26 protein-coding genes are annotated in these 25,064 nt (G+C 70.9%); 11 read left to right on the top strand and 15 right to left on the bottom strand.

Features of this window, described 5'->3' with window-relative positions; all coding sequences use genetic code 11:
- Positions 1–12: 12 nt before the first annotated feature.
- Entirely contained in the window at positions 13–978 is a 966-nt protein-coding gene (locus tag OG992_RS00485; protein WP_266301928.1) for a GAF and ANTAR domain-containing protein, read from the bottom strand.
- Between OG992_RS00485 and OG992_RS00490 the strand changes: the two genes are divergently transcribed.
- Both OG992_RS00490 and OG992_RS00495 read left to right on the top strand, forming a co-directional pair.
- Entirely contained in the window at positions 959–1,660 is a 702-nt protein-coding gene (locus OG992_RS00490) for a GAF and ANTAR domain-containing protein (RefSeq protein WP_266301929.1), read from the top strand. The two genes, OG992_RS00485 and OG992_RS00490, sit on opposite strands and share 20 nt — an antisense overlap.
- A gap of 363 nt (positions 1,661–2,023) precedes the next feature.
- A complete protein-coding gene (locus OG992_RS00495; protein WP_266301930.1) occupies positions 2,024–2,260 on the top strand; it encodes a hypothetical protein in 237 nt (78 codons plus the stop codon).
- A gap of 403 nt (positions 2,261–2,663) precedes the next feature.
- On the opposite strand, the gene OG992_RS00500 is transcribed toward OG992_RS00495, so the two are convergent.
- From OG992_RS00500 to OG992_RS00515, 4 genes are read right to left on the bottom strand one after another with little or no spacing between them, the layout of a single operon-like run.
- Positions 2,664–3,122 (bottom strand): hypothetical protein, encoded by a 459-nt coding sequence (locus OG992_RS00500; RefSeq protein ID WP_266301931.1) that lies wholly within the window; start codon positions 3,120–3,122, stop codon positions 2,664–2,666.
- A gap of 3 nt (positions 3,123–3,125) precedes the next feature.
- Positions 3,126–5,561 (bottom strand): molybdopterin oxidoreductase family protein, encoded by a 2,436-nt coding sequence (locus OG992_RS00505; RefSeq protein ID WP_266301932.1) that lies wholly within the window; start codon positions 5,559–5,561, stop codon positions 3,126–3,128.
- Complete coding sequence (locus tag OG992_RS00510; protein ID WP_266301933.1) at positions 5,530–6,156, bottom strand: HPP family protein; 627 nt, start codon at positions 6,154–6,156, stop codon at positions 5,530–5,532. Before OG992_RS00510 ends, OG992_RS00505 begins: the two co-directional genes overlap by 32 nt.
- A gap of 12 nt (positions 6,157–6,168) precedes the next feature.
- The gene (locus OG992_RS00515) at positions 6,169–7,995 is read right to left on the bottom strand and encodes a thiamine pyrophosphate-requiring protein (RefSeq protein WP_266301934.1); all 1,827 of its coding nucleotides are present in this window, start codon (positions 7,993–7,995) and stop codon (positions 6,169–6,171) included.
- 222 nt (positions 7,996–8,217) lie between these two features.
- Between OG992_RS00515 and OG992_RS00520 the strand changes: the two genes are divergently transcribed.
- The 4 genes from OG992_RS00520 (at position 8,218) to OG992_RS00535 (ending at position 11,165) form a co-directional block, all read left to right on the top strand.
- Positions 8,218–8,661 (top strand): STAS domain-containing protein, encoded by a 444-nt coding sequence (locus OG992_RS00520; RefSeq protein ID WP_266301935.1) that lies wholly within the window; start codon positions 8,218–8,220, stop codon positions 8,659–8,661.
- 200 nt (positions 8,662–8,861) lie between these two features.
- Positions 8,862–9,005, top strand: a complete 144-nt coding sequence (locus tag OG992_RS00525) for a hypothetical protein (protein ID WP_266301936.1) — start codon at positions 8,862–8,864, stop codon at positions 9,003–9,005.
- A 97-nt stretch (positions 9,006–9,102) separates the two neighbouring features.
- A complete protein-coding gene (locus tag OG992_RS00530; protein ID WP_266301937.1) occupies positions 9,103–9,909 on the top strand; it encodes an alpha/beta fold hydrolase in 807 nt (268 codons plus the stop codon).
- A complete protein-coding gene (locus OG992_RS00535; RefSeq protein WP_266301938.1) occupies positions 9,906–11,165 on the top strand; it encodes a PP2C family protein-serine/threonine phosphatase in 1,260 nt (419 codons plus the stop codon). The genes OG992_RS00530 and OG992_RS00535 overlap by 4 nt, the downstream gene beginning before the upstream one ends.
- 218 nt (positions 11,166–11,383) lie before the next feature.
- Here the strand turns inward: OG992_RS00535 and OG992_RS00545 are convergent, their stop codons facing one another.
- The 9 genes from OG992_RS00545 to OG992_RS00585 all read right to left on the bottom strand — a co-directional run bounded on the left by OG992_RS00545 (position 11,384) and on the right by OG992_RS00585 (position 19,702).
- Entirely contained in the window at positions 11,384–12,670 is a 1,287-nt protein-coding gene (locus OG992_RS00545) for a ricin-type beta-trefoil lectin domain protein (protein ID WP_238684390.1), read from the bottom strand.
- A 119-nt stretch (positions 12,671–12,789) separates the two neighbouring features.
- Positions 12,790–14,142, bottom strand: a complete 1,353-nt coding sequence (locus OG992_RS00550; RefSeq protein ID WP_266301939.1) for a ricin-type beta-trefoil lectin domain protein — start codon at positions 14,140–14,142, stop codon at positions 12,790–12,792.
- Positions 14,143–14,515: 373 nt separating this feature from the next.
- Positions 14,516–15,088: a DM13 domain-containing protein gene (locus tag OG992_RS00555; protein WP_266305120.1), complete on the bottom strand. Its 573-nt coding sequence runs from the start codon at positions 15,086–15,088 to the stop codon at positions 14,516–14,518.
- Positions 15,089–15,166: 78 nt separating this feature from the next.
- Positions 15,167–16,006 (bottom strand): S-methyl-5'-thioadenosine phosphorylase, encoded by an 840-nt coding sequence (locus tag OG992_RS00560; protein ID WP_266301940.1) that lies wholly within the window; start codon positions 16,004–16,006, stop codon positions 15,167–15,169.
- Between the two features lie 46 nt (positions 16,007–16,052).
- The gene (locus OG992_RS00565; RefSeq protein ID WP_238684110.1) at positions 16,053–16,478 is read right to left on the bottom strand and encodes a hypothetical protein; all 426 of its coding nucleotides are present in this window, start codon (positions 16,476–16,478) and stop codon (positions 16,053–16,055) included.
- A complete protein-coding gene (locus OG992_RS00570; protein WP_266301941.1) occupies positions 16,475–17,641 on the bottom strand; it encodes a molybdopterin-dependent oxidoreductase in 1,167 nt (388 codons plus the stop codon). Before OG992_RS00570 ends, OG992_RS00565 begins: the two co-directional genes overlap by 4 nt.
- Positions 17,638–18,225 (bottom strand): class I SAM-dependent methyltransferase, encoded by a 588-nt coding sequence (locus OG992_RS00575; RefSeq protein WP_323181938.1) that lies wholly within the window; start codon positions 18,223–18,225, stop codon positions 17,638–17,640. The genes OG992_RS00570 and OG992_RS00575 overlap by 4 nt, the downstream gene beginning before the upstream one ends.
- Before the next feature lie 122 nt (positions 18,226–18,347).
- The gene (locus OG992_RS00580; RefSeq protein WP_266301943.1) at positions 18,348–19,028 is read right to left on the bottom strand and encodes a DUF2064 domain-containing protein; all 681 of its coding nucleotides are present in this window, start codon (positions 19,026–19,028) and stop codon (positions 18,348–18,350) included.
- The gene (locus OG992_RS00585) at positions 19,025–19,702 is read right to left on the bottom strand and encodes a glycosyltransferase family 2 protein (RefSeq protein ID WP_266301944.1); all 678 of its coding nucleotides are present in this window, start codon (positions 19,700–19,702) and stop codon (positions 19,025–19,027) included. Before OG992_RS00585 ends, OG992_RS00580 begins: the two co-directional genes overlap by 4 nt.
- A gap of 147 nt (positions 19,703–19,849) precedes the next feature.
- Here OG992_RS00585 and OG992_RS00590 point away from each other — a divergent pair, with 147 nt between their 5' ends.
- The gene (locus OG992_RS00590) at positions 19,850–21,214 is read left to right on the top strand and encodes a hypothetical protein (RefSeq protein WP_266301945.1); all 1,365 of its coding nucleotides are present in this window, start codon (positions 19,850–19,852) and stop codon (positions 21,212–21,214) included.
- Here the strand turns inward: OG992_RS00590 and OG992_RS00595 are convergent.
- The gene (locus OG992_RS00595; RefSeq protein ID WP_238684104.1) at positions 21,186–22,265 is read right to left on the bottom strand and encodes an NAD(P)-dependent oxidoreductase; all 1,080 of its coding nucleotides are present in this window, start codon (positions 22,263–22,265) and stop codon (positions 21,186–21,188) included. The two genes, OG992_RS00590 and OG992_RS00595, sit on opposite strands and share 29 nt — an antisense overlap.
- 159 nt (positions 22,266–22,424) lie before the next feature.
- On the opposite strand from OG992_RS00595, the gene OG992_RS00600 reads away from it, so the two are divergent.
- The 4 genes from OG992_RS00600 (at position 22,425) to OG992_RS00615 (ending at position 25,061) form a co-directional block, all read left to right on the top strand.
- On the top strand, positions 22,425–23,120 hold the full coding sequence (locus OG992_RS00600; protein ID WP_238684103.1) for a response regulator transcription factor: 696 nt from the start codon (positions 22,425–22,427) through the stop codon (positions 23,118–23,120).
- Entirely contained in the window at positions 23,113–24,129 is a 1,017-nt protein-coding gene (locus OG992_RS00605) for a sensor histidine kinase KdpD (RefSeq protein WP_266301946.1), read from the top strand. The genes OG992_RS00600 and OG992_RS00605 overlap by 8 nt, the downstream gene beginning before the upstream one ends.
- A gap of 189 nt (positions 24,130–24,318) precedes the next feature.
- The gene (locus OG992_RS00610; protein ID WP_238684101.1) at positions 24,319–24,741 is read left to right on the top strand and encodes a YbaB/EbfC family nucleoid-associated protein; all 423 of its coding nucleotides are present in this window, start codon (positions 24,319–24,321) and stop codon (positions 24,739–24,741) included.
- Positions 24,738–25,061 carry a hypothetical protein gene (locus tag OG992_RS00615; protein WP_238684100.1) on the top strand — a complete coding sequence of 108 codons (324 nt, stop codon included), beginning with the start codon at positions 24,738–24,740 and terminating at the stop codon, positions 25,059–25,061. The genes OG992_RS00610 and OG992_RS00615 overlap by 4 nt, the downstream gene beginning before the upstream one ends.
- The last annotated feature ends 3 nt before the right edge of the window (positions 25,062–25,064 follow it).

Below are 25,064 nucleotides of genomic sequence, written 5' to 3' on the forward strand. Positions count from 1 at the left end.
AGCCGCCGTTGGCTACTGTCCGGCCGTTTCGGCGGTGTGCTCCACAATGGCGTGGGCAACCTCGCGGACGGTTCGGTTGGTGTCGCGCGCCATCGTGGTCAGGCCGGCGAAGGCCTGCTCGGGGGTGCAGCGCCGCTCGCCCATGATGATCCCCTTGGCCTGTTCGATGACGGCTTCACTGTCCAGGGCGGCGCTCACGTGTTGCGAGAGGGTCACCTGGGCGTCGTTGAGATGGTCGTTGGCCATGGCGAGAGTGGCGTAGCTGGCGAAGACCTGCGCCACCGCCACGGTGGCGGCGTCGAAGACGTGGGGGTCGGTGGCGTAGAGGTTGAGCGCCCCGCCGCCCGTGGCGCGGGCCGGCAACCCGATGGACAGGGAGCTGCGGACTCCTGCCCCCAGCGCGCCGACGGTCCAACCCGGCCACCGGCTCTCGGTTGCCATGTCGCTGACGGACTCGATCGTGGTGGCACGTGCGGCCTGCAGGCACGGGCCTTCGCCCAGCGCGTACTGCGACTCGTCGAGGGTCAGGGCGAGGCCGCCGGTACACGCCGGGGTGTGGAAAGGGCACCTCACCGGCGCCCTCGGCGGGGCCGGCGTGCGTAGGTCGCTGCAGCCCCCGCTCCGGAGGGGTCCTAGACCTACGCCGCTGCTTGACGATGGTTCGGTCGACGGTTGGAGGCGTCGACTACAGACCCCGAGCGTACGCGCCTTCGGGAACCGCCGCCGATCGTCGCGAGGGGCGGCACGCCGCCACCGCAGGACGTGGATGCCCGCCCGACGTTCCGGTACGGGTAGGCTGGAGACCTGTGGCACGGCGCCTTCGATGGGCGTCGTCGAGACCAGCGTCAAGAAGCGGCGCGGATCCCGGACTCCGCCTGCGGAGTCCTGCAGCGATCCGCGCACTCCACCCCACCCCAGGCGGCTGGTGGTGACACGCGCCCTCGTTAAGGACGCTTTGATGACGCACGTCGAACCCATGGACCCGCACGAGGCGTTCGCCGAGCTCGGCCGGATTCGACTCGCGGACGTTGACCTCGACGCCCTGCTGGACAGAATCGCGCAGCTGGCCAAGCGCACGATCCCGGGGGCCAGTGAGGTCAGTGTCACCCTGCTGCACGGCAACAAGCCGCAGACCGCCGCGTTCACCGGCGAGCTCGCCCGTGCCCTGGACGAGAAGCAGTACGAACGTGGCTACGGCCCGTGCCTGCAGGCCGCTGAGAGCACCTCCAGCCTGATGGTGCCGGACACCGGCAGCGAGCAGCGGTGGCCCGGCTGGGCCCAGGCCGGCGCGCACAGCTCCCTGTCGGTCGGGCTGCCCGTGCACGAGCAGGTGACCGGTGCGCTGAACATCTACGCCACCACGTCGAACGCCTTCGACGACGACGCGATCGCTATCGCTCAGACGTTCGCCGGGTTCGCCGCCGTCGGCCTGGCCAACGCCCACCTGTACGAAACCCAGGCCACCCTGGCCGGGCACATGCAGAAGGCGATGGAGAACCGCGCCGTCATCGAACAGGCCAAGGGCATCATCATGGGCGAGCGTCGTTGCACCCCCGAGCAGGCCTTCGCCATCCTGAGCAAAATGTCGCAGGACAGCAACCGCAAGGTCCGCGACGTCGCCTCGGCGATGGTCGAGAACGCACGCCGCCCACAGCGGTAGCAGACCGTTGGTGCGGTACCCGATACGTCGGCCCACCGTGCGCAAGAGCAGCGCGACGGCAGCACCGGCGGGACCGTTTGCTGGTGAACCCGGAGGGTAGGGGGAATCCATGACTACGCCCGAGCAGAGTCAGCAGGAGAGAGCCCTCGAGACCGGCGCTGTGTATCAGGACGCCGAGGGGCGTCGGACGACGGATCCCGGCTCCGGGGCCGCACACGCCGACAGCGAGGCCGACCGCAACGCGGAGCACCTGAGGCGGGGAGAGGTCGGCCCGCGCGTCCCGGAGGAGTAGCGGGCCGGGGTGTGTGGAAACCACCTGGGGGTAGCGGTAGGGGGCGAGCAGAAACCCCCGAGGAGGACGAGATGACCGATCCCAGGTACGTACCGGTCGGACTGGCCGACGCCGGACGGCTGATCGACGACGAGGGCGCGGGCGCCGGTCCCGCCGGGGAGATCGTCGGCGCGGACGACGCGAAGGTGGACGCCGCCCGGACCGGTGCCGACGTGGACCTGTCCCACGCCACCCGCGACGGCGACGGCACCCCGACCGGCGCGGCGGACGCCGAGGCCGACAGTGACAGAGCCGCCGGCGGCGAGTGACCCGACGAGGCGCCAGTTGGCCCGCCCCGCCGCCTCTCGGCGGCGGGGCGGCTCGCGTTCCATACCTGTCAACCGGCCCGCACCGGCCACCGGGGACAGGTCAGCGGCGCGCGAGTTCCGGGGCCGCGGTGTCCAGGGGAACGGCGGCGTCGGGCACCAGGCCGAGTTGCAGGCTCGGCCGGGATCCGATCGCGGCGAAGAGCCAGTCGGCGGCGGTGCGGGCGCGGTTGGGCGGTCATCGGGGTGATCTCGCCGGGTCGGGCCGGGTCGGGTACGGCGGCGGCGTCGCCGCAGGCCAGGATCTCCGGGTGGCCGGGCACCGTCAGGTACTCGTCGACGGTGACCCGCCCGCGGGTCGTCGGCAGCCCGGTGGCCTCGACGAGGGGGTCGGAACCGGGTGCCGTCAGTCGGCGACGACGAGCGCCTGGGGCGCGGCGGCCTTCATCCGGGTACGCAGCCACTTGAGCTGGATCGCCGTTTCTCCCTCGCAGCGCTGCACTACCGTGAGCAAGTCCTTGTCGCGGGCGCCGTAGGCGGCCTGGCCGACGACGGTCCAGGTGATGTCGCACTCGGCGGCCATCAGGTAGAGGTCCTGGAGGTCCCGCAGGAGGCCGATGCCGCCGGTGCGGGTGCCGGTGAACAGTTGCGAGTGCAACCGGTCGGGTTCGTCGGGGGCGTCCTCGGAGTAGCGGACCACGAACGGGTGCAGCTGTTCGGCGTGCGCGTCGCAGCGCTTCGCCTGCTGCTGGCAGAGGTGCTCGATGTCGGGTTCCTCGGCGTGCGCCTCGGCGACCTGCCGGAACGCGTCGGCGAGATTGACCTGCGCGCGGTGCAGGAGACCGAGGTAGTGGGCGAGATGCACGGCTCACTCCTTCCCGCTGGTGGCCTCGGCCGCCGGCCCACCAACTGTGGGCGGCACGTCAGCGTCCGCCGGTGGTGCGCTGCCGCCGACGGTCGGCGCCGGCGAGGGTACGCCCCGCCCGTCGGCGAGTTTCGTCACCGCGACGGCGGCGACCTTGAAGAGGGGCTGCTTGGACACCGGGTCCCAGGCGGTGATGGTCAGCTCGTTCGCCGCCCGCGGGGTGCGGTCGGCGGGGTCCTGGTCGAAGTAGCCGTAGTGGAACGGCAGGAAGACCACGCCGGGCCGGATGCCGCAGAGCCGGGCGCGGGCCTGGATGGCGCCGCGGGCCGAGGAGACGCCGACCAGGTCGCCTTCGACGATGCCGAACCGGGCCGCGTCGGCGGGGTTGAGTTCCACCCACACGTCCGGTGCCGCCTGGTTGAGTTGCGGGGCGCGGCCGGTCTTGGTGCGGGTGTGGAACTGGTAGACGGTGCGGCCGGTGGTGAGGAGCAGCGGATGCTCGTCGTCGGGCACCTCAGGTGAGGGTTGGTAGTCGACGGTGTGCAGGAACGCTCGCCCGTCCGGCTCCTTGGCCTGGTATTCCGCCTCGGTGAACTCCGCGCCGGTGGCCAGGTCGTGACCGTACGTCTCGCAGTAGTCGGGGTCGGTGTGGAACCGTCCGTCGGTGTAGAGACGCTCAGTACCGTCGGGGTGCTCGTCGGTGCAGGGCCACTGGATGCCCGAGCCGCCGCGCAGCTTCTCGTAGGTGATGCCGGTGTAGTCGCACGGCCGACCCCGGGAGCACTCCTTCCACGCCTCGAACACCTCCTCCGGCCCGCTCCATTCGATCAGCGGCTGGCCGTCGCGGTCGCGGAAGTCCATCCGGCGGGCGTAGTCGAGGAAGATGTCCAGGTCCGAGCGGGCCTCCCCGGGCGGGTCGACGGCCTTGTCGGAGATGTGCACGGTCCGGTCGACGCTGGTGAACGTGCCGGTCTTCTCGCCCCAGGTGGCGGCGGGCAGAACGACGTCGGCCAGCTCGGCGGTCTCGGTGAGGAAGAGGTCCTGGACCACCACGAACAGCTCCGGCCGGGTCAGGATCTGCCGGATCCGGTGCAGCTCCGGCAGCGAGACGGCCGGGTTGGTGGCGGAGATCCAGAGCAGTTTGATCGAGCCCTGCTCGGCGTACCGGAAGATCTGCATGGCGTGCGTCGGCGGCGCCCAGTGCGGAATGGTGTCCACGTCCACGTTCCATAGCCGGGCCAGCTCCTCGACGTGCCGCTCGTTGTCCCAGTTGCGCAGGCCGGGCAGGTCGCCGTCGGCGCCGGTCTCCCGGTTGTTCTGGGCGGTGGGCTGACCGTTCATCTGGTAGATCCCGGCGCCCGGCCGGCCGATCATGCCGCGGACCAGGTGCAGGTTGTTGACGGCGCAGGCGGCGGCGGTGGCCTGGTTCGACTGGTAGAAGCCCTGCAACACCGTCGACAGCAACCGCTGCGAGGTGCCGAGCAGTTCGGCCGCGCGCTCCACGTCGGCGGCCGGCACGTCGCAGATGTCGGCGACCCGCGACGGCGGGTAGCCGTCGACGATCCGGCACAGCTCCTCGAAACCCAACGTGTGTGCGTCGACGTAGTCGTTGTCGTACCAACCGCGTCGGATGATCTCCCGGAGCAGGCCGTTCATCAGGGCCACGTTGGTGCCGTTACGCACCGCCAGGTGCAGATCGGCCTCCCGGGCGACCGGGGTGGCGCGCGGGTCCACCGCCAGCATCGCCGGGGGATTGGGGCCACGGCGTCGGTCCAGCATCCGCATCCACAGCACCGTCTGCGTCTCGGCGACGTTGTGCCCCCACAGCGCGATCGCGTCGCAGTGGTCCACGTCGGTGTACGAGCCGGGCTGCCCGTCGGTGCCGAAGCTCGCCTTCATCGACGCCGCCGCGGTGGCCGTGCAGAGACGGGTGTTGCCGTCCATGTGCGGCGTGCCCAGACCGGCCTTACCGATCACACCGAGCGTGTAGTACTCCTCCAGGAACAGTTGCCCGCTGGTGTAGAAGCCGAAGTGCCCCCACCCACCCGGCCCGTCGAGGAGCTCCTTCGACCGGGCCACGATCCGGCCCATCGCCGTCTCCCAGTCCGCCTCGACCAGGCGGCCGCCGTCGCGGACCAGCGGTCGGGTCAACCGGTCCGGGCTGTGGTTGGCCTGCCAGCCGTACAGGTCCTTCGGGTCGACCCGCCCCCGGTTGATCCGGTCCACAGCCCGACCGCGCACCCCGACGATCCGCCCGTCGCCGACCGCGATGTCCAGCGCGTCGCCGTTGGAGTGCAGCACCGAAGCCGACTGCACCCACCGGTCCACGTCGGCGTCGGTCCGGCCGTCGGCCAGGTACCGGTCCACCCGCACCGGCCACTGCTGTCCCGGCCCGTACGGGGTCCGCTCACCCCACGGGTCGGCGATCCGATCCACCACGATGTCCCCCTTCCGGTGACGGCGCGGGCGCCGCCCACAGTGGCATCGGCCGGCCCGACACCCGTCCGTACAGCCAGTCGACGACCGTGACCAGCACCACCGCGCCGGCCACGACGAGCAACTGGGTCGGGGTACGGAGCAGGCCCAGGCTCACGATCAGTGTCGTCGCGCCCGCCGGGGCGTGCGACGCCTTCAGCAGCACCAGCACCGATGCGGTCACCGCCAGCGACCCGGCCACCGCCACGATCCTCATCCCGGTCACCCCCTCCTGGAGCGCCGAGGGTTCGTCGGCAAGCCCGCAGGCCACCAGGAACAGGTAACCGGCCAGCAGGGCCACCCCGTGCCCGATGAACGTGTTGCGCGGCGAGGACTCCGGCGACGCCGGCTTCTCCACGTGCAACATCACCGCCGGCCCCAGACTGGGAAACAGCCACGGCTGGTGGGTGACGAGTGCGACCAGCCCGGCGAGCACCACCGCCAGTGCGCCGCCGGTGAACGCGTGCGCGGAGCGCCCCACTCGGCCCATCACGTTCCCCCTGTCGCTCGTGCCGCTCCGCGCCTGCTCAGGATCCTTCTCCCGAAGCTTGTTCGTCATGCCTGCCCGGTGTCACCGCGGATCGTCGAAGCCTTCGGTGGCCCGTTCCCGGCGCAGGTGCGCCAGCGCCCGCCGGCCCAGGTCGGTGTCCTCCCGACCGAGCGCCTCGTACATGGTGGCGACCTTCTCGTAGGGCTGCGCGGGCGGAAGCAGCGGGATCGCCGGGTCCACGATCGCCTCGATCAGCGTCGGCCGGTCCGCCGACAGGGCCTCGTCCCAGGCCTTGTCGACCTCGGTCGGGCTGGTGACCCGGACGCCGCGCAGGCCCAGCAGCTCCGCCCACCGGGCGTACGGAGCATCGGGCAGGCGCTGAGAGTCGACGAAGCGGGGATCGCCCTCCATCTCCCGCTGCTCCCAGCTCACCTCGGCCAGGTCGCGGTTGTGCAACACCAGCACGACGAACCGGGGATCCGCCCAGTCCCGCCACCGGTGCGCGACGGTCAGCAACTCGGCCAGCCCGTTCATCTGCATCGCCCCGTCCCCGGCGAGTGCCACCACCGGTCGGTGCGGGGTGGCGAGTTTCGCGGCCAGCCCGTACGGCAGCGCCGAGCCCATCGACGCCAGGGTGCTGGACAGGTGCGCGTCCACACCGGCGGGCAGCCGCAGGTGCCGGGCGTACCAGTAGGTCACCGACCCGACGTCCACCGCCACCTGCGCGTCTGCGGGTAGCCGGTCGGTGAGGGCGTGCAGGACGTACTGCGGGTTCACCGGCTCGGCAGGAGCGGTCGCCCGCTGCCGGGCGATGTCCCGCCAGCGGGTCACCTCGCCCTCGACGCGCTGACGCCAGCTCCGGTCGGGCCGGGCGGTGAGCAGCGGCAGCAGCGCCCGGATGGTCTCGGCGGCGTCACCGAGCAGGGGCACCTCCACGGGGTAGCGCATCCCCAGGCGTCGACCGTCGATGTCGATCTGCACCGCCCGAGCCTGCCCCGGCGCCGGGTAGAACTCCGACCAGGGATCGTTGCTGCCGACGATCAGCAGGGTGTCGCACTCGCTCATCACCATGCTGCTGGCGGTGCTGCCCAGGTGGCCCATCACGCCGGTGTGGAAGGGCAGCGCCTCGTCCAGCACCGGCTTGCCCAGCAGCGACGCCGTCACGCCGGCGCCGAGGGCCTCGGCCAGCTCGACCACCTCGTCGGCGGCGGCTCGGGCACCCTGCCCCACCAGGATCGCCACCCGCTCCCCGGCGTCGAGCAGGTTCGCGGCGGCCCGCAGATCATCGGCGCGGGGCCGCAGCTCGGGCACCGGCAACCCCGGGTTGGTCACCATGATCCCGTGCTCCTGTGCGCCGAGGTCCGGGGCCGGGGCGGTCTGCACGTCGTGCGGCAGGATCACACAGGTCGGGCTACGGGTCGCCAGAGCGGTGCGGATCGCCCGGTCGAGCAGCATCGGCAACTGCTCCGGGGTGTACGCGGTCTGCACGAACTGTGCGCACACGTCGCCGTAGAGACGTACCAGGTCGATTTCCTGCTGGTAGCCGCTACCCAGCACGGACGTCACCTGCTGGCCGACCAGGGCGAGCACCGGCTGGGAGTCCAGCCGGGCGTCGTAGAGGCCGTTGAGCAGATGCACAGCGCCCGGTCCCTGGGTCGACAGGCACACCCCCAGCGCGCCGGTGTACTTGGCGTGCCCGCACGCCATGAACGCCGCCGTCTCCTCGTGCCGGGCCTGCACGAACTCCGGTCGACCGGCCCGACGCAGGGCCCCCATCACCCCATCGATACCGTCCCCGGAGTAGCCGAAGACCCGGTCCACGCCCCAGTCGGCCAACCGAGCCACCACCAGGTCCGCCACCGTCGCGTCCGCCACCGTCGCCTCCTCGCCTCGACCGCCCTTCAGCATGTGCCCTACCCCGGGCCGGCGGACCAAACCGGACGAGCGGCACCTCTTCGGGGATTCCCGCCATCGCCGCCGGATCGAGGTTCGCCCACCGCTCGAATGGTGTCGGCGGCGAAAATCGTGGGTAGGGTGGTTCGCGGGTCAAGACATGCGCCCAGGTCCGCCGTCCGCGCCTCGTCGCCGCGGGAGGGTCCGACTCACCGATGCACCAGATCGGGAGGCGTCATGTCCATCCTCGAACAGCCCACTCGGCAGCACGCTCAGCCCACTCGGCAGGACGCTCGGCCCGCCAAACCGATCATGACGCTCGACCTGCGCAATGATCGACACGCACGACTGATCGTCGTTTCCGGCGAGGTCGACATGAGCACCGCTCATCTCATCAGTGAGATGGCCGAACACGTGATCACCCGGCGACCCGCTCGTCTGGTGCTCGACCTCTCCGGGGTGACGTTCTTCAGCGCCCACGGCATCAGCGCCCTGCTGCGAACACAGCGCGCGGCGGAGTCTGCCGAGGTGACGTTGGCTCTGCGCGCCGCCGCTCCGTGCGTCAGCTACCTGCTGGCGGTGAGCAGCGCCGGGATAGACCTGAACATCCCGGTGGCCAACGCGGGTCGGTGGTCCCCTTCTCGGTTGGGGAGCGCCGATCGGGGGAGTGGCCCTACCTGAGGGGTGCAGGCGCTGTGGTGGGCGCGGCTCTGGTTCTGGTCGGCGCGGCCCACTTCGCGACCGGGGTCGAGGCCCGACCGCCTCCACCACGCCATCGGTCCTGCTCTTCGGGCCGGTGGCACCGGCGTGGTGGGGGCCACCCGTCAACCGGCCCCGGCACCGGGGCGCTCTGGGCCGGGCCGGTCCCCTCGGGCGGCGCGGTGGCCGAGATCCGTCCGGCGTTGGCGGCCCTCGGCGTGGCACAGGTCCTGGCGACGGCGAAGGTCGAACGGATAGGACACGAATTGTCCGCCGCCGTGCCGGCCATCGCCAGCACGGAGCGGTTCACCTGCCGATCCTGGTGATCATCGCCCATCGGGTCTGCCAGGTCGTTCGTGCGACGACGTTCGCCCAGGTGAAACAACATTTGGTACGGGGATGCGTGTGATGGAAAATAGGCGAATGCGTGTACGCGACCGCAACAACGTGGTGGTGACCGGTCGTGAGGGCGGCCCTACCGTTGTGCTCGCGCACGGCTTCGGCTGCGACCAGCACATGTGGCGCCACGTGGCAGCCGAAATCGGACAGTGGGCCCAGCTGGTGTTGTTCGATCACGTCGGATCAGGCCAAGCCGATCCGGCGGCCTGGGACGCTGACCGGTACTCCTCCCTGGACGGCTACGCCGACGACGTGCTGAACATCTGCCGGGACCTCGACCTCCAGCAACCGGTCTTCGTGGGGCATTCGGTCAGTTCGAGCATCGGGGTCCTCGCGGCGAACCGCGAACCGGACCGCTTCTCCGCGCTTGTCCTGGTCACCCCCTCACCGTGCTACATCGATGACGAAAACTACCGAGGTGGTTTCACCCGCGACGACATCGACGACCTGCTCGGTTCACTCGAGAGCAACTACCTCGGCTGGTCGTCGAGCATGGCACCGTTGATCATGGGCAACCCGGAGCGGCCGGAGCTGGGTGAAGAGCTGACGGCGAGCTTCTGCCGGACGGATCCCGCGATGGCGCAGGTGTTCGCCCGTGCGACGTTCCTGTCCGACAACCGTGCGGATCTCGCAGCGGTGAGCGTTCCCACGTTGATCCTGCAATGTGCTCAGGACGCCATCGCGCCGCCCGAAGTCGGCGCGTTCGTGCATGCGCAGATAGCCGGAAGTCGGCTCGTGACCGTGGATGCGACAGGGCATTGCCCCCAGTTGAGCGCGCCGGAGGCCACCGCCGCGGCGATCACGTCGTTTTGCCGGGCCGCCTACCGATGACCGCCACTGCGGGGCACGACCCTCACGGCCAACGTCCCGGCGAGGACAGGAGTGCCCGGCCGAGTGAAGCAGGGTTCCCCGCCCTGCTGGAAGACGACCTCGAAGACCTGTACGAGAACGCGCCCTGCGGGCACCTGTCCACCCTCCTGGACGGCACCATCGCCAAAATCAACGGCACCCTACTGACGTGGCTCGGCTACCGCCGCGAGGAACTCGTCGGTCAGCGCCGCTTCAGCGATCTCCTCACCGGTGGCGGCCGGATCTACCACGAGACCCACTTCGCGCCGATTCTGGCCATGCAGGGCGAGATCGGCGGTGTGTCCCTCGAACTCCGTACCAAGGACGGCTCCCGGATGCCGGTCCTCGTCACGTCGATCGTCAAGGCCGGCAGCGAGGGTCAACCCCAACTCATCCGGACGGCGATCTTCGACGCCACAATGCGCCGTGCCTACGAACGAGAGCTCCTCGATGCCCGCAAGGCCGCCGAGCGCGAGGACGAACGGCTACGGCACCTCGTCGGCAAGCTCCAACGCAGTCTCCTCCCCGCCGTGCTGCAGACTCCACCCGGACTGGACAGCGCCGCGTACTACCGGGCGGCCTCCACCGACCATGTCGGCGGCGACTTCTACGACCTGTTCCCCCTCGTCGACGGCCGCTGGGGGTTCTTCCTGGGCGACGTCAGCGGCAAGGGCGTCGAAGCGGCTGCCGTCACAGCCCTGGCCCGCTACACGTTGCGGGCCGCAACCGTCTACGACCCCGACCCCGCCGCCGCGCTGCGCAACCTCAACACGGTGCTCTGGCAGGAATACCGCGAGGACGCCCGCTACTGCACGGTCGTGTTCGGCATCCTCACACCCACGACGGCCGTCGGCGGCTTCACCGCTGTCATCGCCAGTGGTGGGCACCCGGAGCCGCTGCTACTGCGGGCCGACGGCTCGATCCACTACCACCCCACGAAGGGCCGGATCGTGGGGGCCTTCCCGGACTCCCGATACACCAACACCACAGTGGTGGTGAACCCTGGCGACACGTTCCTCCTCTACAGCGACGGACTCACCGAGGCTCGTCCCGTCGGCAGTGAGACCGTCGACGGCCGTTACGGAGCGGCGGCTCTCGCCCGATTTGCCCGCTCTCTCGCCCCCACGACCGCCGCCGCAGCCGTCACCGCCGTCACCGCTCTCCTCGATACCTTCGGCACCGGACTCACCGACGACACCGCTGTGCTGGCCATCGGTGCCCCATCCCACCGAGCCTGACCGCGCGGTGGTGGCCCTCATCAGCGACAAGCGGGTTCGATCGGGCCGCGATCCTCGCCGGATCCGGTCGGCGGACCCGGGCCTGGATACGCCTGCCCGTCAGCTGGCGGATCGTCACCGCGCACGTCTCGGTCTGCGCCGCTTCACCGCCTGACGGCAACGCGCCGCCCGGGACAGGACCCGAGCGGCGCGTCTCCGACATGGCGGGTGGTGCGGTACTAGGCGCGCCTGGCCCACTGCTGGTTGGCCCCGCCGTGGCAGGCCCAGAGGTGAAGCTGTGTCCCGTTGGCCGTGCCGGAGGCGATGGCGTCGAGGCACAGCCCGGACTGGGCGCTGGTGATGGTGCCGTTGGAGTTCAGATTCCACTGTTGGTTGGCCTGGCCGTTGCAGTCCCAGATGAGGACCGCGGTGCCGTTGCTGCTGCCCGCGCCGCTGGCGTCCAGGCACTTGTTGCCATAGACGGTCAGGGTGCGGTTGGCGGTGTGGGTCCAGCGCTGGTTGGTGCCACCGTGACAGTCCCACAGTTGCGGGCGGGCGCCGTTGGCGGTGCTGGAGTTGGGGATGTCGATGCACCGGCCGGACGGGCTTCCCACGATCTGCACGTTCTGCTGGCCGGGCGGCGGGGTCGTCGGCGGGGGAGTGGTGGGCGGCACGTCCGACCCGAACTGTGTGAAGAACCGCCACACCTCCTGCTTGACCCAGCTTCGCGCGCCGCTCTCACAGCCGGCGCACCCGTCCACCGGGCCCTGCTGGTGGCCGCCGTCGAACGCGGCCCAGAGCACCGGGTATCCGGGCTGGCAGGAGTACGCGGTGGTGATGTGGGTCAGGCTCCCAGCCCTCGGCTCGGGTGGGCTCTGTGCGGCGCATCCGTTGTTGCGGACGAACCTGTCGCGAAGCGACCGTCCGCTGGGAATGTTGTCGTTGATGCCGTGGATGCCCAGGTACGCCACGGGCTGGGTGCCACCGCTGCATCCGCTGATCGCCCCCGGGGCCGCGATTGCCGCGACCGCACGGAACACCGTCGGCCGGGAACACGCCAACGAGTAGCTCATCGCGCCGCCGTAGCTGAACCCGACCGAGAAACGTTGGGTGGTGTCGACGCAGAGAGCGTTGTCGATCATGCGGATCATGTCGTCGGTGAAGGTGACGTCCTCACCGTTGGAGTTTCCCCAACCGTTGTTGAGGCCCTGCGGGGCGACGAAGATCGTGGTGTTGTTCGACTGGGAGAGCATGCCGTAGTAGGCCCACGCGGCTCCGTCGGAGCCGCCGCCCGCGACCTGGCTGGCGGTGCCGCCCAACCAGTGGAACCCGAAGGCCAGCCGGTGGGCGTAGGTGTTGTTGTAGTTGTCCGGCAACCGAAGGGTGAAGCTGCGGCTCTTCCCGCTGCTCTGGATGGTGTGGGTGCCGCTGTTCAGTCCGGGCGCCTTGCCGCAGCCGGCGGTGGTGGCCGCCGCCGCCGGCGCGACGGTCGCGAGGACGTACATTCCGACGGCGATCAGAACCATGACCGCCATGGCTGCCCCCAGCCAGGGGGCGGAGAGTCTGCGAAGTGGCACTGTTGAGCCTCCTTGTGGGTGGTGGAACATCTGTTGGGCCGGTCCCCGTCCCGGGAACCTCGCCGGGCTCAGCTCCGGCTCCATCGTTGGTTGGCCGCGCCGGTGCAGTCCCAGATCTGGACGCGCGTGCCGTTGGCAGTGCCGTTGCCGACCATGTCCAGGCACCGGCCCGAACCAACTCCGGTGATCGAGCCGTCGGTGTTGAGCCGCCACTTCTGGTTGGACTGCCCGTTGCAGTCCCAGATGATCACCGAGCTGCCGTTCGCGGTGCCGGCGCCGTTGACGTCGAGGCACTTGCCGCCGAAGACGCGCAGCTCCTGAGCGGCGGTCGAGGTCCAGCTCTGGTTGCTCTGACCGTGGCAGTCCCAGATGATCGCCGCCGCGCCGTTGGTCTGCGAGGCGCCGTTGACGTCGAGGCAGCGTCCGGAGGACGTGCTGCGCAGGGCCGAGGTGCCGCTCGGTGGCGGGGTGGTCGGTGGCGGCGTCGTCGGGTCGGTGCTGCCGCCGAACTGGGTGAAGAACCTCCACACCTCGCCCTTGGTCCACGTCCTGGCTCCGCTGTCGCCGCCGCCGTCCACCGGGCCGGGGGTGTGCCCGCCGTCGAAGGCGGCCCAGACCACCGGATAGCCGGACCGGCAGCCGGAGTAGGTGGTGGTGATGTGGGTCAGGCTGCCCGCCCTCGGTTCGGGTGGGCTCTGTGCGGTGCACCCGTTGTTCCGCACGAACGTGTCGCGCAGGGACCGTCCGGCCGAGACGTTGAGCACCGCGTCCCCGATGCCATGGATCCCCATGTACGCGACCGGCTGGGTGCCGCCGCCGCACCCGCTGAGCTGCCCGCCGGAGTAGACAGCGACAGCGCGGAAGACGCTTGGTCGGGAACAGGCCAGCGAGTAGCTCATGCCGCCGCCGTAGCTGAAGCCGAGCGCGAAGCGTTGCGTGGTCTCGACGCAGAGGTCTGCCTCGATCACCCTGATCATGTCGTCGACGAAGGTGACGTCCTGGCCGCCTGGGTTGGCCCAGCCGTTGCCGTTGCCCTGGGGGGCGACGAAGATGGTGCTGTTGTTCGCCTGCTGCCGCAGCCCGTAGTAGGACCAGGCTGCCCCGTCGGACCCACCGCCGTCGACGTCGTTGGCGGTGCCGCCGTTCCAGTGGAAACCGAAGATCAACCGGTAGGCGTGGTTCCTGTCGTAGTTGTCAGGAATCCTCAGGATGAAACTACGGTTCTGGCCGCTGCTCTGGATGGACCGTTGGCCGCTGGTCAACGTGGGCGCCTTGCCGCACCCGGCGGTCGCTGCGGCCACTCCGATGTTCGCGGCCGACGCGGTGGTGCTCGCGCCACCGGCCAGTGCTCCCGCGCTCACTGTCACGACGACGGCCGCCGCCGTCGCGAGCAGTCCAAGGATGGGTCTACGTCTTGTCATGAAGGGGCTCCCGCCACTCGGCACGAACTGGTTGAAAGGGGTCCACGGCAACCCGTACGCCGCCACGACGCGCCACCGCTGGTCACCCCGTCGACCACGTTCGCCGCGGGCGAACCCCAGAGGACGCGATGTGCCGGCGGCGCCCCGGCCGGCTCATCGACACAGGTTTCCGTCACTGGTCTCGCCGCCCACGCAGGACCAGTCCGTCGTCGAATCGATGGTGGCCATCACAGTGCGCCCGAACACCACGTGACCGTTCGCCCGACGGTGCCGAAACACCCGACTCGGCGTCGAATCGATTCGCCCCGACGCTAGATCGCGCAGTGAAAGATGTCAATGCCGTGTCCGGCAGGTTGCGCCCCGGGTGGGCCGGTCAGGCGCTCGTGAGATCTGCCGCGCCGAAGGAGACCGCGAACCGCTTGCACCAGATGGAGACGCTGCGGAAGTCGGCTGGGTCGACTGACGCCGGTAGCTCGTACACCTGGTTGCCCTTGTTGCCCTTGAGCTTCGCCAGCTCGACCCATTCGCCGTCGTCGAACACCCGCCAGCCGGCTGTGCCCCGGATGACTGGTTGGTCGGTCAGCCACACCCGCAGGTCCGGACCGTTCGAGGTGTTCAGGTCTCGGATGACGAGCTGGTGGTTCCCGTCGGCGAGCCGGTGGATCTCGGCAGTGCCGGTCGTCCGGTGCTCATGGGTGACGAACTCGCCGACGGTCAGGATCTCGTTCGCCGCGGGGGTGGCTGCCGAGGTCGCGGGGGCCGGCGTCGAGGACTCCGGGGTCGCGGACGCCGGAGTCGGCGCGGCCGACGTCGCCGCTACGCGGGGAATCGCCTCGTCGACGTAGGTGTCGGTGAACAGCTTCCACGGTTGGAACCAGTAGAGGCCCAGCATCGCCACGACGACAACGACGGCGAGACCGGCTCGGACCACCGGCGACCGGAACATCCGCTTTATCACCCCCGCAGCGTACGGCCGGAACCGCCATCGAACTGTTCGCGAACCCTTTCGGAACTCTTACGACGCTCACCGCTCGATATCTGCCAGCGCCTGTCCGCACGGGCAGGCTCCCTGGTCCTCCGGCAACGTCTTCACCGCGTCGCCGAGCAGGAGCCGCAGGCGGTCGATGTTCCGGGCGAAGACAGTGAACACCTCCTGCTGGGTCACGCCCTGGCCAACCTCGACGCCCGAGTCGTGGTCGGTCACCACTGACAGCGCGGTGTAACACAGTGCCAGTTCGCGGGCCAACACCGCTTCCGGGTGGCCGGTCATGCCGACGACCGACCAGCCCTCCCGCCCGTACCAGCGCGACTCGGCACGGGTGGAGAATCGGGGCCCTTCGATGACGACCATGGTTCCGCCGTCGACCGGCTGCCAACCGGCGGATCGGGCGGCGTCGAGGACAGTGGCCCGTCCGACCGGACAGTAGGGGTCGGCGAAGGGCACGTGAACGACCCGGGAGGGCTTCCCGTCCGCGCGCGGCTGTCCGTCGTAGTAGGTCTGCTCCCGGCCGCTGGTCCGGTCGACCAGTTGGTCCGGCACGACGAGCGTCCCCGGCCCCAGATCCGGTCGCAGGCCACCTACGGCGCCCGGTGCGAGCACCTGGCGGACGCCGAGTGCCCGCAGCGCCCACAGGTTGGCCCGGTAGTTGATGCGGTGTGGGGGAAGGGCATGCCCGCGTCCGTGGCGCGGCAGGAACACCACCGGCCGCCCGGCGACACTCCCGACGGACAGCACGTCGCTCGGCGGTCCGTACGGTGTGTCCACTGTGACCTCGGCGACGTCGTCGAGGAACTCGTAGAACCCCGATCCACCGATCACGGCGACCGGCGGGCGATCGGTCGTGCTGGTGTCTCCTGCTGACATGTGTAACCCCTCCTGGGCGAACAGTGAAAAGCGGCTGGGGGTCGACTCAGCGACGGTCGGCCCGTCGGTGCGCGACGCGTCGGTCGACAATGGCGGCGACGACCAGGACGACCACGATCACGGCCCAGAGGACAGCCAGCCCGACGGCGAGCCCCAACGGGTAGTCGCGGTCCGGTAGGCCCGGGTTCGGAGGCGCCGAGGGCGGTCGCCACAGCAGGGGCACCGCGACCAGCACCAACGTGGCGCTGGCCAGCAGGCCCGCGGCGATCCACGCCAGGCGCAGCCGGTTCGTCACCAGTCGACCCAGCGCCACCCCGACCAGTCCGACCAGCGGTGCCACCAGGACGTCGTGCAGCACCGGGCCGCCGATCAGCCACGGCAGGGCGGGGCCGAACTGGGGGAGGAGCAACCAACCGCCGTACGCGGTGGCCGCGGCACCGACCACGAACAGGAGCAGCCGAACGGTTCTCACCGCAGAACCTCCAGCCGGGCCACCCACTTGGTCTGCAGGACCCCCGGCCGGCTCGGCGCGATGAGTCGACACGGGTAACCGTGGTCGGGAGACAGCTGCTCACCATTGATCCGCAGGGCGAGCAGGGTCAGCGAGTCGCGGGCATGGGCCGCAGGGAGTGTGCTGGCCGCGTACAGGCCGTCGGTCTCCAGTGAGGTGACCCGAACCGGTCGGCCGGTCGGGGCGCCGGCCCAGCGGAGCAACTGAACGACGGGCACGCCGGTCCAGTGGGCCGAGGCGCTCCAGCCCTCGACGCAGGCGATCGGCAGTTCTGCCGTCCGTTGCGGCAGGGCCGCCAGGTCGGCCAGGGAAAGGCTGCCTCGCCCGCCCGACCAGACGATTTCCAGACGCCAGTCCGGGGGAACGACGATGCGCGCGGCAGCCGCCGTGCGGTTGATCGGTACGCCCTGCGGCCCGGACGCGGAACGCCACGCCAGCGGCGAGACCCGACGCAGCCATGGCACTGTGACCCCGGCGGTGGCCAGTACGGCGATGCCGGCGACGCCCGCCGAGGTACGCAGGAACGCCCGTCGCTCCGACGACTCCCGATCGTCCGGCCCCGGTGTCGCAGTCGGCACCGCCCTCCTGCGCCGTAGTGGGGTGCTCAGCGCCGCGCGGGCGACCGGGAGCTTCACCGCGACGTGCAGCAGCATCGCCCCGACCACCAGCCAGGCGACCGCGTAGTGCGCCGTCGGGAAGAAGAACCCCCACGGGTACGACTGGGCGACGTTGAACAGACCCGTGACCAGTTCGAAGAACGCGCCGCAGACCAGCACCAGAACGGAGATCCGTTCGAGGGCGTGGGCGGACAACCGGATCGGCTGACGCACCGGCGGACGGACGAACAGCCGGGGATAGACGCTCCACAGCTTGGCCAGCAGCAACGGGATCGCCGCGACACCGGAGAGCACGTGAACGCCCTGGGTGATCCGGTACAGGTTGACCGGTCGGGTCGGCCAGGTGAACCAGCCCGGCGGGTGCTGGATGTAGTGGCTGAGAAGCCCGGTGCCGAAACACAGCCCGAACGCCACCCCGAGCCAGAGGCCGAGCCGGGCGGTGACCAGCGGTGAGTGCGAGGGCGCGGTGAAGTCCTCGGGGGCGGGGACGCGGGGCTGGCGGATCATGAGCGTGCCAACTCGGCGAACCAGCGTTGACCGAACCGGAAACTGTCGACGACGCGCAGGCCGGCAGCGGCGGCGGCGCGGGCCACCGCCTCCGCCCCGACCCGCGCCCAGCGAAACGCCGGCCCGCGCAGTTCCCGATCGCCAGACGATCCGGACAGGACGTACGCCTGTCCCTGCCACAGCCCGGCCCCCGGGGGTTCCACCTCCACCAGCAGCGTTCCGTCGGCCGCGATCAGGGTGCCGCACCGGCGCAGCAGGCGGACCGGGTCGCCACCGATGCCGATGTTGCCGTCGATGAGCAGGGCGTGCGCCCACCTCCCCTCGCCGGGAAGGGGTTCGAAGACATCGCGTCGTAGAGCCACCACACCCCGCCCCTGGGTCAGACGTACCGCCTCGGCGGAGATGTCCACCCCCAGTGCGACGAGGCCGCGCTGGGCGAGTGCCCTGGTCAACCGGCCGGGGCCGCAGCCGAGGTCGATCGTGGGCCCGGTGCAGCGTGCCGCGACCGACTCGACTGCCGGTTCGGGCGGACCGTGCCAGCGCCGTACCGGCAACAGGTCACGTCGCCCGTCGGTGTGCACCAGCCAGTGGTCGGGTGGGGTCGCAGGTCTCGGGCCGACCGACGTGCCGTACGCGTCCTGGTCGGCGGACCACCCGCCGAGTCCGCCCAGCACCACGTCGAAACCGTCGAGACTGATCGTCGGGTTCACCGGGGGTGTCCGCTCAGCAGATGGCCGCCCACCGACGCGACGGCGTTCGCGAACCGGGTGCCAGGTAGGTCGTCCGCGACCGCCAGCGCCGTCGACCAGTCGTCGACATCCCGCAACACGGGCAGGATCGCCGGGTCTACGCCGCGCCCGTGCAGCGCGGCGAGGGTGCGGTGACCGGTGTCGTCTGTCGACATGGGTACGTCGCGCAATGCGTTGGCGTGCCTCGGATCGCGCAACCCGAGTGCCCACCAACCGCCGTCCAGCGCCGGCCCGAACACCGCCTCGTGTTCGGCGAGCCGGTCGAGCGCGGTGGTGAGCACTGCCGGCCGGATCTGCGGGGTGTCCATGCCGATCTGCAGCACCGGCCGTCCGGGAAATGCCGCAGCGGTGTCGGCGTGGGCGTTCGCGAGGCGGTCGGCGAACGTGTCACCGCGCTGCGGAAGCAGGTGCCAACCGGCCAACGCGGCGGTCAACTCCGCGCCGTACTCGGCGTCGGCGAATCGACCGGTGTGGGCCAACACGGGAATGGTCGCGGCGGTGGCGCGCACCGCCGCGAGGGTGTCCAACAGCGACGCCGCCGCGATCCGGGCTGCCTGGGTGGGATCGGCTGGCGGGCAGAGGCGCGTCTTTGCCTGCCCGGGGACCGGCGCCTTCGCGACCAGGAGTAGGACGTTCACCGGCCACCACCGGCGTCGGCCCGCAGCACTCCGGCGAAGTCCCGGGTCGCCCGCAGCGTGCCCCGGACCGACCCGGAGACCTTCGAGCGGGTCCCGGCGGCCCGGGGTGCGTACGCGACGTCCAGTTCGAGGATCCGCCAGCCCGCTCCGGCCGCACGCAGCAGCAACTCCAGGGGATAGCCGAACGCGCGGTCGTCGACACCGAGGCCCAGCAGCGCCGCCCGGCGGGCCACCCGGATCGGACTGATGTCGTACACCGGCACGCCGCGACGCCGCAGCAGGGCCGCGACCAGCGCGTTCCCGGCGCGGGCGTGCCACGGCCAGGCGTCCGCCGAGACCGGCCGACGCCGCCCCACGGCGAGATCGGCCCGCCCGTCGAGCACCGCCGAGGCGAGCCTGGGCAACTCGGCCGGGTCGAACGAACCGTCCGCGTCGAGCACGCAGACCAGATCCGCCTCCGCCGCCAGCAGGCCAGTGTGCACGGCAGCCCCGTACCCGCGTCGCGGCTCATGGACGACCCGGGCCCCGTACTCGGCCGCGACGACCGGCGAACCGTCGGTGGAGCCGTTGTCGACCACGATGGCGCGGTAGCCGGGCGGTAGCCCGCTCAGTACGGCAGGCAGTGCGGCCGCCTCGTCCAGACACGGCAACACCACGTCGATCGTTGTGTGCATACCGGCGACGCTAGGCCCGCCACCGGGCGTCCGGACCGCCGTTTCTCCTTACGAATCGCTTACACGGCAACGGATCTTACGACTCGCTGACGTCTCACCGTCTGGCCGCCGAATGCCTGGTAGGAGGTCGTATCGTCGGCCGTCACCATGACCATGATGACCCGGCCGGGACGAACCCGGTCCGCCGACCTGATCGTCCTCGGCGCCGAGGTGGCAGTGCTCGCCCTCGCCGTCGCCGTCGGCGCCCTGCTCAACCATCAGGGCGTACGGCTACACGCCGACGCGGCGCCGCTCTACGCGACCTGGCAGCCCCATCTGGGGCCCGGCACCCCCGCCGCGCTTCTCCTCGCGGCGCTGTTCGTCTGGCGGGGCGTGCGCTGGGGAACCGACACGCCGTGGCCGCGGCTGCTGGCGGTCGGCTACCTCGCCTCGCTGCTCTGGACGCTGTCGCTGGCCCTGGTGGACGGCTGGTCCGCGGGGTTGACCGAGCGGCTCACCGTGCAGGCCGAGTACCTGCACGAGGTGCCCCGGGTGACGGACGTCGGCATCATGCTGTCCGGCTTCGCCGACCGTATTCTCGACTTCCAGCCCGACTCGTGGTCCACCCACGCCGCCGCTCACCCACCGGGAGCGTTGCTGTTCTTCGTCTGGCTGGAGCGGATCGGCCTGGGCGGTGGGACCGCCGCCGGGCTCGCCTGCGTCCTGCTCGGCGCCACGGTGTCGGTGTCGGTTCCGGTGACGTTGCGGGCACTCGGCGCCGAGGACGCGGCCCGAGCGGTGTGGCCGTTCCTGGTGCTCCTCCCGGGGGCGGTCTGGGTGGGCGCGTCCGCGGACGGGATCTTCGCCGCGGTGGTCGCCGCCGGGCTGGCGCTGCTGGCGGTGGGTGGCCGAGCAGGTGCCGCACTGGGCGGGCTGCTGCTCGGCTTCGCGCTCTACCTGTCGTACGGGTTCGTCCTGGTCGGGTTGCTCGCGCTGACAGTGGTGCTGCTCCGGGCGCGGGACCGCCTCGCCGTGTTCCTGGTCGCGGCGACGGCGGTCGCGGCCGTCGTCGCCGTGTTCACTGTCGCCGGCTTCTGGTGGCTGGACGGCTACCACCTGGTGGCACGTCGTTACTACCAGGGCTGGGCGGCGGAACGTCCGTACGGTTACTGGGTCTGGGCGAATCTCGCCGCCCTGCTGCTCTCGGCCGGCCCGGTGGTTGGGCCGGCGCTGCGGCGGGCGGTGGCCGCCGTGTCGATCCGAGCACCGCAGGCACCGTTCGCGACGGCCCTCCGACAGCGGATCGCCAGCGCCGGACCCACCGTGTGGCTGCCCCTCGCGGCGACGGCGGCGGTGCTCGCGGCGGACCTGTCCGGGCTCAGCAAGGCCGAGGTCGAGCGGATCTGGCTACCGTTCACCGTCTGGCTGCTGGTAGCCACCGCGCACCTGCCCCACTGTCACCGACGGTGGTGGTTGGCCGCCCAGGCTGCCACGGCTCTCGCCGTCAACCACCTACTGTGGACGGTGTCGTGACCGATGCCGGTTCCCGCATCACCGCGGTGGTGAAGTCGGCGATGCCAGCGGCGAAGCCGACCCGGGCGGTGAAACCGAGCACCCGGGCGGCGCGTGCCGGGTCGGCCACGACGTGCCGTACGTCCGCCGCCCGCCCGCCCCCGACCGTGACCGGCGGTGGCCCGCCCATCGCCGACGCCAGCTCGTGGGCCAACTCGCCGACGGTGTGTGGTTCGCCCGAGCAGACGTTGATCGGGGTCAGGGGATCCGGTGCCGGTGTCGTGAGGGCCAGCAGGTTGGCAGTGGCCACGTCGGTCACGTGCACGAAGTCGCGACGTTGCCGGCCGTCCTCCAGCACCCGGGGCGGTCGTCCGGCGGCCAGCGCCGACCGGAAGATCGACGCGACGCCCGAATACGGGGTGTCGCGGGGCATTCGCGGGCCGTAGACGTTGTGATAGCGCAGGGCCCAGACCGATCCGCCGGTCTGCCGGGCCCAGGCGCCGGCGAGGTGTTCCTGGGCCAGCTTGGTGGCGGCGTACGTGCTGTGCGGCTCCAACGGCGCGTCCTCGGGCACGAGACCGGGGGAGAGCGCCTGGTCGCAGCGAGGGCAGGTCGACTCGTACTGGCCCTCGGCCAGGTCGACGACCCGGCGGCTGGCTGGCCGGACGATCCCGTGGCTCGGGCAGTGATAACGGCCCTCGCCGTAGACCACCATCGAGCTGGCCAGCACCAATCGGCGCACCCCGGCGGCGTGCATCGCCGCGAGGAGGGTGGCAGTGCCGAGGTCGTTGTGCGCGGCGTACCGGGGGGCGTCGGCGGGGTCGACGCCGTGGCCGACCATGGCTGCCTGATGGCAGACAGCGTCGACGCCGGCCAGTAGCCGGGTCAGCAACTCGCCGTCGCGTACGTCACCGACCACCAGGTCGTGCCGCTCGGTCCACTGCGGCGCCGTCGAGGCGTGCGCCTCGGGCAGGAGGGCGTCCACCGCCACCACCTCGTGCCCGTCGTCGGTGAGCAGGTCGGCGACGTGTGAGCCGATGAACCCGGCCGCACCGGTGACAAGGATCCGCATTCCGGTCACCGTATGACCTCGCGTACGCCTGGGCGGGTCTCCGCGCGGAGCCGTAAGAACCTCGCAAGGTTTGCCGGTGCGGGCGGAGTCTGGTGCCTGGCTACGCTGGGCCGATGGACATCTGGGGGAGACGTTGACGGGGCGGAACGGGGACGGTCCGTGACACAGCGTGTGCTGGTGGTCGACGACGATCAGACCGTGAGCGACGTCATCCGTCGTTACCTCGAGAACGACGGCTTCCAGGTGAGCCTCGCGGCCGACGGGGCGGCGGCACTGGCGGCCGTGGAGCGGCAGGCGCCACACCTGGTCGTGCTCGACCTGATGCTGCCGCTGATCAACGGCCTGGAGGTGTGCCGGGCGCTGCGGGTACGGCCGGACGGCGTACCGATCGTCATGCTCACCGCGCGCGGTGACGAGTCCGACCGGATCCTCGGGCTGCAACTCGGCGCGGACGACTACCTCACCAAGCCCTTCTCACCCCGGGAACTGGTGCTGCGGGTCCGTTCGGTGCTCCGTCGCGCCGGCGCCGGGGCGCCACCCGAGCGGCCAGAGGCGCTCACCGACGGCAACCTGGTGGTGCACACGGCCTCCCGAACCGCCCGCCTCGCCGGTGCGGATCTGGCCCTGACGTTGCGCGAATTCGACCTGCTCGTCCACCTCATGCGGCATCCGTCCCGGGTGTTCGGCCGGGCCGAGCTTCTGGAGCAGGTCTGGGGCTGGAACTTCGGGGACCACTCGACAGTGACAGTGCACGTACGCCGGCTGCGGGAGAAGATCGAGGCGAACCCGGCCGATCCGCGGCGGATCGTGACGGTCTGGGGCGTCGGCTACCGCTATGAGCCCGCCCATGCGTGACGTACTTCTGATCTTCGCGATCGCCCTCGGCGCGGCGCTCGGCATCGGGCTCGCCGGCGCGGTGCTGCTCCGTGCGCTCCGGCGCAGCTCGATCACCGTGCACCTCAACGTGCTGCTCACCACCACTGTGGTCGCCGTCGCCGTCGGGGTGATGGCGGTCGCGGAAGCGATGTTCCTCTCCGCGCACGACCTTGAGGTGGTCCTGATCACCGTCGCGGCGGCAGCGGTGGTCAGTCTCGCCGTCGGTGGGCACTTCGGCCGGCAGCTGGCCCGCGCCGCGGTGTGGCGCGACCAGGCCCGGGAGCGGGAGCGGCAACTGGAGAAGGGCCGGCGTGACCTGGTCGCCTGGGTCTCCCACGACCTGCGGACCCCGCTCGCCGGGCTGAGGGCCATGGCGGAGGCGTTGGAGGACCGGGTGGTGCGTGATCCGGACACTGTCGACGAGTACCACCGACGCATCCGACTGGAGACCGACCGGATGACCCGACTCGTCGACGACCTGTTCGAGCTGTCCCGGATCAACGCGGGAGCGTTGCGGTTGTCGTTGACGGCGGTGCCGCTCGGAGAGGTGGTCTCGGACGCGCTCGCCAGCACCATCCCGTTGGCGGACGCTCGCCGAATCACGTTGATCGCCAGCGAGTCGGGGTGGCCGACGGTCGCCGCGAGCGAACCGGAGCTGGCCCGGGTCGTGGCCAACCTGCTGTTCAACGCGGTCCGCTACACCCCTGAGGACGGCACCGTACGCATCGAAGCCGGCCGGGAGGACGACCACGCCTGGCTGTCGGTCGCCGACACCTGCGGCGGCATCCCCCCGGCCGACCTTCCCCGCCTGTTCGACATCGCGTTCCGCGGTGAACCGGCCCGCACGCCCGGCCCCGGTGACGGCGGGGCGTCCGGAGGGCTCGGCCTGGCCATCGTCCATGGCCTGGTGGAGGCGCACGGCGGTCGGGTCGAGGTGCGCAACACCTCCGACGGCTGCCAGTTCATGGTCCGTCTGGCGACCGCCTGAAGCAACGTACGGTGGCGCCATCGGCCAGCTTCACCCACAGCGCGCGCGGGGGGGTACCCGGTCGCCCCGGTCCGTAGACGGCTCGCACCGTTCGACAACCCTCGATGGGGTACCCGTCTCCCGGGACCACACGATTTGCCGGGTCTGACTACGCTTTCCACTGTCTCGGAGGCGATCGATGGAGGGCGCATGTCGGTGAATGAGCCGGCGAGCGGAGAGTTCGCTCGCATGCTGGACGCGACGGTCGGCGCGTTGCGCGCCGCCGGCAACGCGCCGGAGGACGAGGAGGCCGCGCGCCTGCGTCGGGTCGGTGAGTCCGCCGAGGGACAGGTCCGTGCCGAGTTTGGCGCTGATGGCCGGTTGGAGTCGCTGACGCTGGACCCGCGGATGATGCGGCTCGGCTCGGCCGAGGTCTGCGACCACGTGATCGCGGCCGTGAACGCGGCGATCGACTCGATGCGCGGCACCGGCCCGGTGCCGGCCTCCGGCGACCTCTCGCAGCTCACCGAGCAGCTGGAGCAGGTTCGAGACACGGCCGTGCCACGGCTCGGCGCGTTCCTGCAGGCGCTCACTGACGCGCAGGAGCGGATGGCCCGGGGAGGTTCCCGATGAACGGCTTCGAGGTCGAGCCCGCGTTGCTGCGTTCCGGCGGCGACGAGGTCATCGGCGCCGCCGAACGCTTCATCGGGCAGCTGGAGAGCTTCGAGGCGCAGATGCAGGGATACGGCGAGCCGTGGGGCGCCGACGACATCGGCTCGCTGATCGGCATCGCGTACACGGAGACCTCAGCCTGGGTCCTGGACTGCATCGGCGTGGCCGCCGAAGAGATCGGCTCGGCCGGTAGCGACCTGACAAAGATGGCCGACAACTTCGAGTTGGTCGAGGAAGCCTCCGTGAGCGCGCTGCGAGACATCCAGGGAATGCTGGGGTGACGA

This window comes from Micromonospora sp. NBC_00362, assembly GCF_026342155.1.
GTDB classification, from domain to species: domain Bacteria; phylum Actinomycetota; class Actinomycetes; order Mycobacteriales; family Micromonosporaceae; genus Micromonospora; species Micromonospora hortensis.